The organism is Hymenobacter sp., assembly GCF_036388155.1.
In the GTDB taxonomy this organism is placed as follows: domain Bacteria; phylum Bacteroidota; class Bacteroidia; order Cytophagales; family Hymenobacteraceae; genus Hymenobacter.
Window position 1 is genome coordinate 1 of the sequence record NZ_DASVSI010000160.1, and the last position, 15,571, is coordinate 15,571.

At 59.7% G+C, this 15,571-nt stretch carries 9 protein-coding genes; 3 read left to right on the forward strand and 6 right to left on the reverse strand.

Translation table 11 applies throughout. From position 1 onward, the window contains the following. Nucleotides 1-47 precede the first annotated feature (47 nt). The 5 genes from VF629_RS22710 to VF629_RS22730 form a co-directional block, all read right to left on the reverse strand. A complete protein-coding gene (locus VF629_RS22710) occupies nucleotides 48-1,643 on the reverse strand; it encodes a SusD/RagB family nutrient-binding outer membrane lipoprotein (protein ID WP_331060798.1) in 1,596 nt (531 codons plus the stop codon). A gap of 21 nt (nucleotides 1,644-1,664) precedes the next feature. Next, on the reverse strand, nucleotides 1,665-4,838 hold the full coding sequence (locus VF629_RS22715) for a SusC/RagA family TonB-linked outer membrane protein (protein ID WP_331060799.1): 3,174 nt from the start codon (nucleotides 4,836-4,838) through the stop codon (nucleotides 1,665-1,667). Between the two features lie 349 nt (nucleotides 4,839-5,187). Continuing rightward, nucleotides 5,188-6,480 (reverse strand): helix-turn-helix domain-containing protein, encoded by a 1,293-nt coding sequence (locus VF629_RS22720; protein ID WP_331060800.1) that lies wholly within the window; start codon nucleotides 6,478-6,480, stop codon nucleotides 5,188-5,190. Between the two features lie 212 nt (nucleotides 6,481-6,692). Next, nucleotides 6,693-8,609 carry an ABC-F family ATP-binding cassette domain-containing protein gene (locus VF629_RS22725; protein ID WP_331060801.1) on the reverse strand — a complete coding sequence of 639 codons (1,917 nt, stop codon included), beginning with the start codon at nucleotides 8,607-8,609 and terminating at the stop codon, nucleotides 6,693-6,695. 61 nt (nucleotides 8,610-8,670) lie between these two features. Next, on the reverse strand, nucleotides 8,671-9,378 hold the full coding sequence (locus tag VF629_RS22730; protein ID WP_331060802.1) for a hypothetical protein: 708 nt from the start codon (nucleotides 9,376-9,378) through the stop codon (nucleotides 8,671-8,673). Between the two features lie 159 nt (nucleotides 9,379-9,537). On the opposite strand from VF629_RS22730, the gene VF629_RS22735 reads away from it, so the two are divergent. Both VF629_RS22735 and VF629_RS22740 read left to right on the forward strand, forming a co-directional pair. After that, nucleotides 9,538-10,635 (forward strand): Fic family protein, encoded by a 1,098-nt coding sequence (locus VF629_RS22735; protein ID WP_331060803.1) that lies wholly within the window; start codon nucleotides 9,538-9,540, stop codon nucleotides 10,633-10,635. A 213-nt stretch (nucleotides 10,636-10,848) separates the two neighbouring features. Beyond that, nucleotides 10,849-11,475 (forward strand): hypothetical protein, encoded by a 627-nt coding sequence (locus VF629_RS22740; protein WP_331060804.1) that lies wholly within the window; start codon nucleotides 10,849-10,851, stop codon nucleotides 11,473-11,475. Nucleotides 11,476-11,607: 132 nt separating this feature from the next. Here VF629_RS22740 and VF629_RS22745 read toward each other — a convergent pair whose 3' ends face one another. Continuing rightward, the gene (locus VF629_RS22745) at nucleotides 11,608-14,436 is read right to left on the reverse strand and encodes an alpha/beta hydrolase family protein (protein ID WP_331060805.1); all 2,829 of its coding nucleotides are present in this window, start codon (nucleotides 14,434-14,436) and stop codon (nucleotides 11,608-11,610) included. Between the two features lie 290 nt (nucleotides 14,437-14,726). On the opposite strand from VF629_RS22745, the gene VF629_RS22750 reads away from it, so the two are divergent. Next, nucleotides 14,727-15,443: an arylesterase gene (locus VF629_RS22750; protein WP_331060806.1), complete on the forward strand. Its 717-nt coding sequence runs from the start codon at nucleotides 14,727-14,729 to the stop codon at nucleotides 15,441-15,443. Nucleotides 15,444-15,571 lie beyond the last annotated feature (128 nt).

Here is a 15,571-nt window from a genome sequence, read left to right on the forward strand (position 1 = left end):
TGTGCACCGCGGCCGGGCCCTCTCATTCGGCCTGCTTGGGGCTAGGCCTAGTTAACGTCCCACCACACGGGCGTGGTGATGTCGCCGGGCGTGAGGCCGAGTTCACTGATTCTGGGGTTGCGTTGTAGCTCGGAATCAGGGTAGGGTAGGCGCTTCACGAAGCGGCCGCTGCCGAGCAGGTTGGTGAGCGGCGCGGCCAAGTTGGGCTGGTTGGTACGGCGCACTTCGGCCCACGCTTCGGCGCCGTTGGTGGCGAAAAACGAAATCCACTTCTGCACGAAGATGTTGCGCAGCTTGGCGGCGGGCGTGGTGGCAGCGGCCCAGCTCACCTGCGGACGCCCGAGGTAGGTGGTGGCGTCGGTGGCCGAGATGCCGTAGCGGGTAAGGGCGGCCCGCACGCCGTTTTCATATAGGGTTTGGGCATTTTCGGTGGCGGCGGCCCAGCCGCGGGCGGCTGCTTCGGCGCGCAGAAACAGGCTTTCTTCGTAGGTGAGCAGCAGCGTGGGGCGCGATTTGGCGGGCGCGTCGGTGGCCGGGACGCCGGCGTAGGTGCTGCCGGCGCGGTTCACGTTGGTAAAGGCTTGCCCAATAAAGAAGGTGCCAGGGAAGGAGAGGCGCACGCCCGGCGTGCCCGTGGCGGTGGTGAAGTTGTTGGGATAGGGCGCATTCTGGCCCGGCCGCACAAACAGGAATTCCACCGGCGTGGTCGTGAGGTCGGCGTCGAGCGCGTACACGGGCAGGCGCGGGTCTTGGTAGCGCACCAGTGTGTCGCCAATGTTGCTGCTCACGGCCAAGTTGTTTTGCAGCCGGAAGTTGGTTTGGTAGAAGGGGTTTTCCGTGTTGGTGGCCGTGCCGTTGGTAAACTGGTAGCTGTCGTCGGCGTTGCGCATGAAATTGAAACTGGCGGCGCTGGCATTGCGGGCGTACAGGGCCTGAATGCCGGCGCGTGCACCCGTGGCATCCACTTCGCTCTGGCGCAGGTAAAGGCGCAGCTTTAGCGTGGTGGCCAGTCGCACCCACTTGGTCATGTCGGCTTCTGCGGCGGCGCGGTAGTTCAGGTCGGCCGAGCCCGGAAAGCGGCCCTGCTGCTTGTTGATGTCCGCAATGCCTTCGTCGAGCAGCGTTTGCAGGCCGGCGTAAATGTCCTGCTGCCGGTCATACTTCGGGAGGAGGTTGGCCGAGCCTTGCAGGGCTTCCGAGAAAGGCACGTCGCCGTACAAGTCGGTGATGACCTGGTAGGTGTGCGCTTTCAGGATTTTGGCAATGCCCACCATGCGCCATTCGTTGTTGGGCGTGCCGGCGTTGATGACGTACTGGAAGTCTTCGAGCGCCCCGGCGTAGAGGCCCCCCGAAAATTCGCGGCCGTCGAAGGTGCTGGTCGGGATGCTGAACTGGTCCCAGGCGCGGTACTGGTTGCCGCCCTGCGCAATGCCCATGTGCTGGGCCAGAATCTCGCCCACGATGTTGTACTGCCCGCCAATAATGAAGCTGGCCGTGGCCTGGCCCGAAGGCAGCACCAGGTTGATGTCGGCGGTGGTGGGGTTGTTGGGGTCTTTGTTAATGTCGAGGAAATTCTTCTCGCAGGCAGTGCTGCTCAGCAGCAGGCCCGCGGCCGCGACGGTTCGGAGGAGGTGCTTTTTCATGTCCGTAAGAGTGGCGGTGGCTTAAAGCGTGAGGCGCAGGCTGGCCCCGTAGGAGCGCGTGCTGGGGTAGGCGAAGAATTCGTAGCCCTGGTTGTTGCCCGAGCCCAGGGAGCTAACCTCGGGGTCGAGGTGGGGCTGGGAGCGGGGCGTCCACAGGGCCAGGTTGCGGCCAATGAGGGAGAACTGAATGCCCGTCAGCTTCACTTTGCTCACCAGCGTGGTGGGCAGGCTGTAGCTCAGGCTGGCTTCGCGCAGCTTCACGTAGGAAGCATCAAACAGCGAGTTTTCGCCGGCCGTCGACACCTGCCGCCAGTAGTTGAAGCCGCCCTCGGTGAGCACCGTGGTGTTGGGAATGTAGCCGCCCGAATTGTCGGGGTTGGGAATGACGGAGTTGGGATAAATGAAGGGCTCGCGGTTGTTGGCCGTGGTTTCCTCAATGGCCCCACCGAAGTACAGCGTGCTGATGGTGTTCGAGAAGAACTTGCCACCCTGCCTGGTGTCGAACAGCACGTTCAAAGACAGGCCTTTGAAGCTGAGCGTGGTGGAGGCCCCGGCCAGGAAATCGGGCTGAATGTTGCCCAGCGTGGTCAGCGTGGGGTCAAGGAAAGGGAAGCCCGACGCGGGGTTGATGACCACCCGGCCTTCGCCGTCGCGCAGCATTTTGGTGCCGAAGAAGCTGCCGTAAGGCTGGCCCACGCGGGCTTCCAGCGCCACCGAGCCCAGGCCGCCCACGCTGATGTTGGGCGTCACGTTGGTCACTTCGGTCACGCGGTTGCGGTTGCGGGTGAAGGTGAAGTTCAGGTCCCAGGTAAAGCCGTTTTCCAGCTGCACCGGCGTGGCGTTCAGGGCCAACTCGATGCCGCGGTTTTCCATGGTGCCGGCGTTGGCGGTTTGGGCGGTGAAGCCCGAGGTGCCCGGCACCGGCACCGCCACAATGATGTCTTTGCTGACCGACTTGTAGTAGGTGGCGTCGATGCCGAAGCGGTTCTTGAAGAAGCGCAGCTCCGTACCAAATTCGTACGCCGTGGTCAGCTCCGATTTCAGGCGCGGGTTGCCTAGCACGTTGCCCACCCGGAAGCCGGGCACGCTTTGCAGCGGAAACACGTACTGCGCCTGGAAGCCGTTGTCGACGGTGGAGCGGGTGAAAATGGGGTCAATTTGATAAGGAATTGGCGGCTTGCCCACCGAGGCAATGTTGGCCCGCAGCTTGCCGAAGCTCAGCACTTCGCCGGGCAGCTTGAAGGCGTCGGTGAACACGAACCCCACGTTGGCGCTGGGATAAAAGAACGAGCGAGTGGCCGGCGGCAGCGTCGACGTCCAGTCGTTGCGTCCGGTCAGGCCCAGGTAGAGGTAGTTTTTGTAAGCAAACTGCAGGTCCGCGAACACCCCGAGAATGCGCTGCTTGGTGTCGGACTTGGTGTTGGTGACCACGCTGGTGTTGCTCAGGTCGTAGAAGTCGGGAACGATGATGCCCACGCCGTCGGCCAACAGGCGCGAGGTGAACTGCTCCTGATAGTTGGAGCCCAGGATGGCCTTGAGGGAGAAGTCTTCGCCGAAGCGGCGCGTCACGTTCATCAGCACATCGGTGGTCAGGTTGCGGCCGAAGATGTTGTCCTCCAGGTAGCGCCCCGTCAAGTTGTTAATCGTACCCTGCGAGATGGTCTGGCGGCGCCGGTCGGTGTACACGTCAATGCCCTGGCGGAAGGTAAAATTAAGCCAATCGAACGCGTTGTAGGTCACGGAAGCCGTGCCGAGCAACCGGTCCACGTCGTCGGTCAGCAGGTTCTTGTCGAGCAGGAAGTAAGGGTTGTTGCGGAAGTCGGCCAGGTAATAGCCCGTCAAATTGTAGCGCGGGTCATTGTAGTCTTTCTGGTCCGTGATGGAGATGTCGCGCGGCGTGTTGAGGATGGTTTGCAGGATGTTGGACCGCGACTGGCCCTGCACGCCCCGGTCGCCGCCCGACTTCACGTAGGTAATCGAGCCGTTGGTTGTCACCTTGTTGAAGAGCTGGGTGCCGCCCGTCAGGCTCACGCTGGTGCGCTTGTAGTCGGTGTTGGGAATGAACGATTTGGTGCGCACATCGGCCAGCGACACGTAGAAGTTGGAGGTCTGGTTGGAGCCCGCAAACGAGATGGCGTTGTTCGTCGTCACCCCCGTTTCGAAGAAGTCGCGCACGTTGTTGGGCTTGGGCGTCAGCGGAATCGAGTCCACCACCGAAGCATTGGGGTCGGCCAGGGTGAAGGTGCGCCAGTCGGCCACGTTTTGCCCGTTCATGCGCGGGCCCCAGCTGAGGTTGTTTTGCGGGTCGTACACGCCGTTGGCCCCCGAGCCGTAGATGTTTTGGTACTTGGGCAGGCGGTTCACGCGGTCCAGCGTCACGGCGCTGGTCACCGAAATCTGCGAGCTGCCCTTGAGCCCCGCGCCTTTTTTGGTGGTGATGATGATGGCCCCCGAAGCTGCCCGGGCGCCGTAGAGTGCCGCCGCGGCCGGGCCTTTCAGCACCGTGATGGACTCCACGTTGTTCGGGTCGATGTCGGCGGCGCGGTTGGGCAGGTCCACGCCGTTGTTCAGGTCGTCGCCGTTGCCGCGGGGGTTGGCCGGGTTCAGGTTGGTAGAGGCGTTGTTGCTGATGACGTTGCCGTCGACCACGTAAATCGGCTGGTTGTCGCCCGTAAACGTCTGCGCTCCCCGGATAACCACGCGCGTAGCGCCGCCCGCCGAGCCCGAGGCCGACGAAATCTGCACGCCGGCCACGCGGCCTTGCAGCGAGCGCACCAAGTTCTGCTCGCTGGCACGCGTGATGTCCTTATTCTCCAGGGTTTCCACGGCGTAGCCCAATGTTTTTCGCTCGCGCTCAATGCCCAGCGCCGTCACCACCACCTCGTTCAGCTGCTTGTTGTCGACGGCCAAGCTGATGTTGAAGTTGCTCTCCGCGCCAATGACTTGCTCAATGGTGGTGTAGCCGATGAAGCTGAACACCAAGGTGCCGCCCGCAGCGGGCACGCCCAGCGTGAAAGAGCCGTCTTGGTTGGTGGACACGCCCGTGCTAGTGCCCTTCAGCAGGACCGTCACGCCGGGCAGGCCCTGCCCATTTTCGCGGTCGGTGACCCGGCCCGACAGCGTCCGCTCCTGCGCCATCACCTGCCCGAGCAAGGCAAGCAGCAGGAGCACGCTTAAGAGTAGTTTCTTTTTCATAAATAAGGGTGGTTGGTAAAGGTGAAGCGAACAAACCGGCAGAAAATGAGCAACGGGCTGACCCCAGCAAGGCCAGTCACGAGTCGTTCCGCACTCACCAGCAGAATTTCTCGGCGCATTCAGAATTGCAGTTCCGAACGGCCCTGCCGGGGCTTTACCCGTTGCTATTTTTCAGAATCGGAGTGGTAGAATTACCGCGTACAGGCGCCCGACTGCGGCTGGAAACCAGGCAGTGAAATGGCAGAAAACCAGCAGTAGAATCGGGGCGCTCTGGCCGTGGGGGCTATTTGACCCAAAACACGGCGGTGGCCCCAGCGGGAAGGTTAATCCCGATAAACATCACCTTTTTTCATCCACCCGCGATGGCAGTGGGAAGTAAATCCCGGCCGGGATTTCCGTTGTGGGCCTGGCGAAATTCGCTGGGCGTGAGCCCCGTGGCATTCTTGAAGGACTTGTTAAAAGAGACCTTGTTGTTGAAGCCCACTTCGTAGGCCACTTCAATAATGTTGAGCTCTTGGCGGGAGGTACGGATGAGCAATTCCTTGGCCTCTTCGATGCGCAGGGCGTTGATATACTCAAAGAAGTTCATGCCTAGCTGCTCGTTGAGCACCTGCGAGAGGTGGTGCCGGCTCAGGTTGAGGCGCTCGGCCAGGGTGTCGAGGCGCAGCTCGCTTACACGGTAGAGCTTTTCGGCGCGCATGAGCTCGTCGAGCTGCTGGGCCAGGCGCACGGCCACATGCGGCGGCAGGCCGGAGTTGCGGTACCGGGTTTCGGCTGGGGCAGGCGTTGTGGCTTCAAGCGGTGCGACTTCGGGCGTGGCGGCGTTAGGTGGAGCGACGGTGTCGGCAGAGCTAACCGTTTCAGCAGGCGCGGCGTCAGGCGCGGGGGCATTGCTTTTGGAAACCTGCAACGGAAAGGAAGGACCTGCGGGGAATGCAGTAGACACTTTTCCTTCCCGGTACTTAAAAACGGCCGGCTGCACGTAGGCCAGCACCGCCACCAGCCCAATGAAGCCGGCCATGCTGAGGGAGATGGCGTAGTCCCAGCTGGGCGTGATGACGGCCAGCTGCACCAGCAAGTAGTATGACCAGTTGGCCAGCACAAATCCCCCGTAGGAAAAGCTATACCAACGCGCCCAGTTGGCCTCGCGCCGGAGAGCGGCGAAAGCGCCCTGTAGCCGCAAAATTGCCCCGGCGTACACCGACAGGTGCACCAATGAAAGCAGCGGCAACAGCTTCGGGAAGCTGCCCATCGGTCCGGTCGCTGGCCAGCCGTTGGCCAGTACCACAAACACCACGTGCAGCGCTGCTGCCGCCCCAAACGGTAGGAAATGTAGCCACCGGGCGCTTGCCGTGACGGGCCGGTGGCGGAGCTCCTGCAAATAGAAGTAGAACAACGGCCCAAACAGGAAAAACAGCACCTCCGCCGCGCCGTTGAGGTAGGGCACGAATTGCAGGTAGCGGCTCCACCAGAGCACATAGTACAGCAGCACGCCCGAAAACAGCGCCACAATGGCCACCACATAGCGCACTTGGGCCTTCCGCTGGCCAGCCTGGCTGTAGAGGAGCGGCGCGATGAATAACCCCAGAAATGCAATGAGCGCAAATCCGGTGGACCATTGGTCAAGGTTCGGCTCTTTCATAAGGCAGCCGGTTAGTAATGCAGAAAAAAGGAGAGGGCAGGTATAATAGATGCCGGAACCAGAGAAAAGTGGCACGCTTCGCCAATAAAAATGTAGAAGTACCCCTGGCCGGATGGGGTTAGCACCAAAGCAAAACGCCGCCCCGTGGGGGCGGCGTCGCACAATTTGACACTGAGGTAAACCGAAAATAATTGGCTCTAAATACTTGGCTCTTAGCCCAATTCGGCCAATTCCAGCCAGCGCAGTTCCTTCTCCTCCAGCTCCTGATTCAAGGCTGCCAACCGGGCCCCCCAGGCGGCGAAGTCCTGCGGGCTGCCGGCGCCGCCGTTCAGCTTGGCCGTGATGTCCTGCTTCTCGCTTTCCAGCGCGGCCATGGCTTTTTCGAGCTGTTCGTACTCCTTCTTCTCCGCGAAAGTGGCGCGGCGCTTGGCCGGCGTGGGGGCTACGGCCGTGCTCACCGGTGCAGGCGCGGCCAGCTTAGCGGCGGCGCGAGCGGCTTTGGCTGCCTTTTCCTCAGCTTCTAGTGCGGCTTCGGCTTCGCGCTCTTCGAGGTATTCGCGGTAGTCGGTGTAGTTGCCGGGGAAGTTGAGCACGGCCCCGCCGGGCTCCAGCACAAACAGGTGCTCGGCGAGGTGGTCGAGGAAGTACCGGTCGTGGCTCACGATGAGCAGGCAGCCGGTGAAGTGCAGCAGGAAGTCTTCCAGGATGTTGAGCGTGGCCAGGTCCAGGTCGTTGGTTGGCTCGTCAAGAATGAGGAAATTGGGGTTTTTGATGAGCACGCGCAGCAGCTGCAGGCGGCGCTTTTCGCCGCCGCTCAGCTTGTTCACCAGCGTGTACTGCTGAGCGGGCGGAAACAGGAACAGGTTGAGGAACTGGCTGGCGGTGAGCACGTCGCCGTTGGCCAGCTCCACCACTTCGGCCACTTCCTTCACGATGTCGATGACGCGCTGGGTGGGGTCGAACTCCAGCTCGGTCTGGGTGTAGTAGCCGAACACCGTGTTGGTACCTACGTCGATGGTGCCGGAATCGGGCTTGAGCTTGCCGGTGAGCATGTTGAGCAGCGTGGATTTGCCCGCGCCGTTGGGGCCGACCAGGCCAATGCGGTCCTTCTTTTTGAAGACGTAGCTGAAATCGTCGAGCACCACGTTGTCGCCGAATTTCTTGTTCAGGCCGTCGGCTTCGATGATTTTGCCGCCCTGGCGGGTGGTTTTAACGCTCAGCTCAATCTGCTGCTTGTTGAGGTTGGTGCTGGCCTTTTCCTTGGTGACGTAGAAGGCGTCGATGCGGGCTTTTTGCTTGGTGCCTCGGGCCTGGGGCATGCGGCGCATCCAGTCGAGCTCCTTTTTGAAGAGCTGGCGGGCCTTCTCCACTTCCACGGTTTCGCGCATTTCGCGGTCGGCCTTTTTCTCCACGAAATAGGCGTAGTTGCCCTGGTAGCGGTACATCTGGCCCTTGTCGAGCTCCACGATTTCATTGGCCACTTTGTCGAGGAAGTACCGGTCGTGGGTCACCATCAGCAGGGTGAGGCTAGGCGAGTTCAGGCGGTTTTCGAGCCACTCGATGGTGGCCAGGTCGAGGTGGTTGGTGGGCTCGTCAAGGAGCAGCACGTCGGGCTCTTCGATGAGGACGCGGGCCAGGGCCACGCGCTTGCGCTGCCCGCCCGAGAGTTGGCTCACGTTGCGCGTCAGCAGCTCGCCGAGGATGCCCAGCTTGCCCAGAATCTGCTGCACCTGGGCTTCGTAGTCCCAGGCGTTGAGGGCGTCCATGCGTTCAAGCACGCGCTGGAGGTCGTCGGACTTGTGGTCGGGGTCGTTCACGACGTGCTCGTACTCCTGGATGGCCCGGAGTGTATCGTTCTGGCTGGCAAAGAGGACTTGCTCCACGCTCAGGCTTTCGTCGAACACGGGCTGCTGGCCCAGGTAGGTGACGCGGATGCCCTTGCGCGAGCTCACCAAACCGGTGTCAGGCGTTTCGAGGCCGGCCAGCACGCGCATGAGCGTGGTTTTGCCGGTGCCGTTGATGCCCACAAAGGCCACGCGCTGCCCTTGTTGCAGGCCGAAGTTGAGGTCTTTAAACAGCCAGCGGTCGGCGTAATTCTTCGAGATGTTCTCGGCGGATAACAGGTTCATAGGCCGCAAAGGTACGGCCGGGGCGGGCGGGGTTTTCGGGAGTACGCAGATTTGATGCGCCCTACAAGGATGGCAATGGCAGGACTTCCAATTTAGGATTAGTCAGTAATGCTTGCGCCATATGAGCAGCGCATCCAATAACCAATGAATCTATTGGCTCGGATTGATACAGGCACCAAGCGTGATTAGTCGCAAATGTGTAAGTCGGAAGTTGGCCGTCCCGGCGATAAACTTCCAATAAATCTGCTGCTGTTCCTGACTCTAGCCAATCAATTGGAAATCCATCCTTATCCCAATCGTAATTTCCTTCATCAACAGACCCATAGAAATATGCATCTGATTCCGGGCCTATAGTTTGCGCTAACTGCTGTACAAATGCTTCATTCAATGTAGCACTGCTGCCCAAATGGGGAGGCCATTCGCCGTAAAAGCTGCGAATTGAATCACTGTCAAACTCCGCATTGTATTTCAATCCCAATACATCAGCCACTTCGCGGTAAGTGATGCTTTCCAGACGTTCTGGATTGGGCTGGCCATTAATAATACCGTGTTGATTCCAAAAAGCTGCGCGAATATTTAGGTCAGCTACTGTACGTTTAGCAAATGGGTAATCAGTAAGCGAAATGCTGGGGTCAATACCCAGAGGAGGCAGAATCCTGAGATAAGCTTCGAAAATTTGTGGCAGCCCCAATAGATTACTTGCTGCGTTTTCACGATTAACTACGAGCCAGTCAAGTTGCTCGGTAATTGGAATAGGACGAAGGCTCATATCGGATAAACTTATGTAGCCTACGAAACTACTGCTATCTGAAATTCCCCTAGTATCTCACCGCCCCGCCTGCGCCCCCGACACGCCCCGGCGCGGCGGGGGCGCGGGCGGGGCGGAGAATAACTTATATATTCGCCGCACAACCTGCGGAGAATAGCCATGTATATCTACGAGCGACCCGAGTGGCCCCACTTCACCTGGCAGCGCGAGCGGCTGGAGCCGCTGCTGGGCGCGGTGCGGCACCAGCAGGGCAGGGTGCTGGGGCACATGGAGGCGCTGGGCTTTTCGGCGCAAGCGCAAGCTACGCTCGAGACGCTGACGCTGGATGTGCTGAAATCCAGCGAGATTGAAGGGGAGGTGCTGCCGGCTGACCAGGTCCGGTCGTCCTTGGCGCGGCGACTGGGGCTGGACCTGGGCGGGCTGGTGCCCGCCGAGCGGCGCGTGGAAGGCGTGGTGGAAATGCTGCTCGATGCCACCCAAGAATTCGGGCAGCCACTGACGGCCGAGCGGTTGTTTGGCTGGCAGGCCGCGCTGTTTCCGCCGGGGCGCAGCGGCTTGCAGCGCATTGCGGTGGGCGCGTGGCGCACCGGACGCAAGGGCCCGATGCAGGTGGTTTCGGGCGCGGTAGGGCGGGAGCAAATCCATTTCGAGGCCCCCGACGCGGGCGTGGTGGACGCGGAAATGGCGCGCTTCCTGGTCTGGTTCAACGGGCCGGCGGCGCTGGATGCGGTGCTGAAAGCGGCGGTGGCGCATTTGTGGTTCGTCACCATTCACCCGTTCGAAGACGGCAACGGGCGGCTGGCGCGGGCCATCACCGACTTGCAGCTGGCGCGGGCCGATGGCACAGCCCAGCGCTTCTACAGCCTCTCGGCCCAAATCCGGGCAGAGCGGCCGGCTTATTACGCTCAACTGGAGGCCGCTCAGAAGGGCAAACTCGACATTACAGCGTGGCTGGAATGGTTTCTGGACTGCCTGGGCCGGGCCCTCACTGCTACGGAACAGACCCTGGGTAAGGTGCTGGAAAAAGCTCGTTTTTGGGAGCAGCACCTCCCAAAAAAATTCAATGCCCGGCAGCAAAAGCTGCTCAACCTGCTCCTCGATGGCTTTGAGGGCAAGCTGACGTCTTCTAAGTGGGCGGCAATTGCTAAATGCTCGCAGGACACGGCCGGGCGTGACATTCAGGCGCTGGTGGAGCAGCAGATTCTGGTAAAGGAAGCGGCGGGCGGGCGTAGCACCAGCTACCGGCTGGCGGAGTAATTAGCCGGCGTAATTCTTCGAGATATTCTCGGCGGATAACAGATTCATAGGCCACAAAGGTACGGCCGGGGCGGGCGGGGTTGGGTTGCAATTTTATCGGCTTCACCAATTAGAGGCCGTGAATTGCGCAATAGAATTATCGTTGAGTAAGCTAATTGATTTTGGGGTAGTTTCGCTCTTCAATTTCAACAAACTAACTTTTTCTACCTACTTATGAAACTCCTTTTACTGTCATTGTTGACGCTTATTGTAGAGCCTGTGATGGCACAGAATACAGCCATTAACAATCATAACTATTATGATTACTACGTGGGCCCCACTTCGATGAAAGGTGATGTGGTTGGACCAATCAACAAATTGAAAAGTAAGCACCTCGGGTACAATTGGCTGCGAAAAGACGAAGTAGCCCCAATCGTAATAGAGGAAATGAAAAAGGCAGGTTACAATGAAGTGTTTGCCAACCGCTTATACCGCCTTGATTCAGCTCAATATGTAGTGCTAGCAGCGTGTTCCTACAATTCAAATGTTGGATTTCTTTATGCAGAAGGTCATTCAGCGATTCCATCTAGAGAAACGCGGCAACCTCGAAAGCTTCTTATGTCCAATGGCAAGTACGACTATGTACAGTTTGCTGGTACCGTTACTGGTGGAAATGAAGACATCAAGATAAGGAAGCTGCCCAGCAACGTTCTCATTCTAGCTGAGGACTCGTATTGGTATCAGTACACTGATAATTCAAGTGACAATAAGTATTTAGTAACCAAAGAGGACATCATTAGGGTGCTGAGGCAAGACATTCAGGAGAAAATAGCTACTGCGCCCAAGCCCAAAACACGTTAGCTTCCATTGGCTTTCTATACAAATTGTTGAGGTAATAGCGTAGCTGTATACATTGCTTGATTGGTTTACACCAACGCAAAAGGCCCGTTTACTAGTTGGTAAACGGGCCTTTTTGCTTTACTAAATACTTACCTACATCCCATTCCCTTTCGACACCTCCAGGCCCCAGTTCCGGCCTTTCTCCACGGCGGGCACGCCTTTCTCCAGCCACACCGGGGCCGGCTGGCCCTTCAGGTAGTGGTCGAAGAATTGCAGCTCGCGGATGGAAATGTCTTTGCGGTTTTCGCGCTTCACCAGGTTGTGGGCCTCGCCGTTGTATTGCAGCAGCCACACGGGCTTGCCGAGGCGGCGCAGGTCGGTGAACATTTCGATGCCCTGGTACCACGGCACGGCGCCGTCGGCGTCGTTCGACATGATGACCACCGGCGTTTGCACCTTGGGCAGCTGAAACAGCGGCGAGTTGCGGATGTAAGCGTCCTGCTTTTCCCACAGCGTGCCGCCGATGCGGCTCTGGGTGCGCTCGTACTGGAACTGCCGGCTCATGCCCGATTCCCAGCGGATGCCGCCGTAGGCCGAGGTCATGTTCACGACGGGCGCGCCGGCCCAGGCAGCGGCGTACATGTTGGTCTGGGTGATGAGGTAGGCCACTTGGTAGCCGCCCCAGCTTTGGCCCTGAATGCCGATGTGCGCGGCGTCGACCCAGGCGTTTTTCTTCAGCTCCTCCACGCCGGAGTTCACAAACTCCACCGCCGACGGACCTGGTTCGCCGAGGGTGTAGCTGATGTCGGGCGTAAAGACTAAGTAGCCATTGCTGGCAAACATGGCAATGTCAAGCCGCGAAGGCGTGGGCGCGGGCGACTGGTACCGGTAGATGCCCTCCGACAGCTTCTCGTAGAAGTAGGCCACCATGGGGTACTTCTTGGCGGGGTCGAAGTTCTCGGGCTTGTAGAGCACGCCGGTGGCCTTGTTGCCCTTGGGCGTGGTCCAGTGCACGAGCTCGGCCGTAAACCAGTTGTAGTCTTTCTGCTGGGCGTTGATGGCGCTCAGCTTGGTTTCCTTCCGGAGGTCGGTGCTCACGTACACGTCGGCCGGCAGGCTCACGTTCGACTTGGTGTAGACCACAGTGCTGGCGTTTTTGGCCTGCAGCAGCGGCGAGTAGCCATACGGGCCCATGGCCACGAGCTGCGGCGCCTTGGTGCTCGCAATGCCCTTGCGGTAGTAGCCCCACTCTTTGGTCACGTCGTTCTGGGCCAGCAGCATCAGCTCGTCTTTGGGCTCGATGAACTTCTTTTTCTCAACTGGAATGCGGTAGCGGAAAATCAGCTTGTTGGCGCGGCCCACGCCGTTGGTGAAGTTGACAGCGGCGCCGGTTTTGGGATTGACTTTCCATATGTCGTAGCGGTCGAACAGCAGCACGGCTTCGTCGTTTTTGGTCCAGCCGGCCACGCCGTAGGTGTCGGGGTCGGTGGGTGAGTCGTTCTCCTCGTCGGTGAAGGACACGCCGGTTTTGCCGGTCAGGTTGGTGACTTTGCGGGTGGCCGCTGCGAAGGAAAACCACGCCTTGGCCGCGTCGTCGTACCACAGGGCATAGTCGCCGTGGGGCGAAAGCTGAAACCGGCTTTTGTTGGCCTTGGGGTTGATGGGCACGCGCTGCCCGGTACGCGTCGAGACCAGGTAGGCCTGTTTGCGCGTGCTGCCTTCCCACTGCATGGAAATGCGTTTGGCGGTGTCGGTGGCGGCCAGCAGGTACTCGGCGTTGGTGTTCTCGGCCATGTACGAATCGCGCAGGTACTCGTCTTCCAGCTGCACGAATTTGTTGCCGCTCTTCGGGTAAATGACGGCCAAGTAGTTCCGCTGCAGGTCCTTCTTCAGGTTCTTGAGCTGCATGGGCTGCAGGTAGTCGTCCTTGTAATTCCAGATGTCCAGCTTGGCCGTCTCGAATTCCACGATGGTCGTGTCCTGCGGAATGGGGTCGGGTGCGGTGCCAAAAAACAGCTTCTCGCCGTTCTCGCTGAACACGATTTTGCCAAAGCCGCTCGGCGACCAGCCCGCTTTCAGGCCCTTGGCGCCCGGGGCCATCAGCACGGCCGCGCTGTCGGCACCGAAGTCGGAATAATACAGGGTGAAGGGTTTCACCAGCGCTTTTTCGGGGTGCTTCTCGGCCGTGAAAGCCAGCTGCTTGCCGGCGTCATCAAAGGCCAGGTTCTTGTAGACGCCTTTGCCGGAGCTGGCCTTCTTCAGGCTGCCCGCCGTCACGTCGTATACGTACAGGCCGGACTTTACTTCCTTGTTGTTCTTGGGCGCGGCTACGGCAAACGCCACCCGGTTGCCGGGCTTGCTGATTTGGTAGTCCGTCACGGCCGCAAACTCGCGGGTGTTGCCGTTCAGCAGCTTCATCACGGTAAGGGTGGCGCCTTCTTTCTTGGTGTCCAGGATGGCGTCAGTAATTTTCTTCAGCGTGTCGGCCGGGGCTTTCTTCGCTGCGTCCTTGATGGGCGCCTTGGTGGCGAGGAAGGCCAATACCGAGGCCTTTTCGGCTACCTGAAAAGACTTAACGTTGGCAAATTTGGTCAACTTGCCGGTTTCCAGCGCGAAAACACCCAGGGAATCCTTGGGCATGTCCTCGGGCTTTTTCTTCTTGATTTTGGCTTGGCGCACGTCGCTGTACGGCGGCTTAATCTGGAAAGCGACGTACTTGGAGTCGGCCGTGAAAACCGCCGAGTCGCCGCGACTGATTTGCTTGAGCGTGCGGTTGCTGGCCGTTTTTATGTACAGCGTGCCGTCGCCCTGCTGCGGCTTCACCTGGTACAGCACGTACTTGCCGTTGTGGCTTATTTTCTGGTTGGCCACGCTTTCCCATTTGTCATACACGGAATGGTCGAGCGGTTTTTTGGGGGCCTGTTGCGCCACGGCGGACTGCATTGCAACGTAGCAGGCAGCGAGGAGGAAGAGCTTGGTCATGTGCGGAAGTTTATCCTCAAATATACTCCGATGCCAAGTACGGTTTGGGCAATTCGAAGCGCACAAATACTGGTTTCCCTCGACTCACGCCACGGCCTTGGCTTGCCCGCATTGCTTTCATCGGCCGGAATGGGGAGGCAGCAGAAATGCACCGACGCGTTGGGAAGAGGCTTTTTACGCTACTCAATCAGTGCGGGGAACTGCGCGAACGGGCTTGCGCTTTGCTTACTACAAGCTGCTGGGTGGCACCGTCGCCATTTCGCCGCTTTCCCCTTCCCGCATCATTAGCTATGAAAGTGTCCCAACTCATCATCATTACCTGGTTTATGCTCCTTCTAGGAGAAGCCGGCTCCGAGGCGGCAGCGCAGGCGGCGCCTAGCCGAAGCGCCAGCGCCGCGAAGGTTGGTTCGGCGCAACCGTCGGCGGCTTCGCTTGCAGGCGCCCCCAAGCGCGTAGTTTTCTTCGGCAACAGCCTCACGGCCGGTTACGGCGTGGACCCCAAGCGCAACCTGCCCAGCCTCATTGCCCAAAAAATAGATTCAGCCGGCCTCAATTATAAGGTCGTGAATGCCGGCGTGAGTGGGGAAACCACCGCGGGCGGCCTGGCCCGCGTGGGCGCGGTACTGCGCCAGCCCGTCGATGTTTTCGTGCTGGAACTGGGCGCCAACGACGTGTTCCGTTTCGTGCCCGTGCCCGAAATTCGCCGCAACCTGCAAGGCATCATCGACGCCGTGCGCAAGAAGAACCCCAAGGCCCAAATCGTGGTGGCCGGCTTGCAGATTCCCGGCGACTTTGGCCCCGGCTACGTCACTGAGTTCCAGTCGCTTTTCCGCGAGGTAGCCACCAAAAACCGCGCAACGCTGATTCCCTACCTATTAGAAGGCGTGGGCGGAGTGCCCGAGCTGAACCAGGAAGACGGCATCCACCCCACGGCGGCTGGCTACAAAGTGGTGGCCGGTACCGTGTGGCACACGCTGGCCCCGCTGCTAGAAGCCAGAACCCTCTAGCCACTGGAGAGGCGGCCGGTTTGCTAGCTGCGAAGTGCCAAGACGGCAACTTGCATGGTTGTCATTCAAAAAAGCCCGTCATGCAGAGCGCCGCGAAGCATCTCGCGTGCAACAAGTAATTACTAACT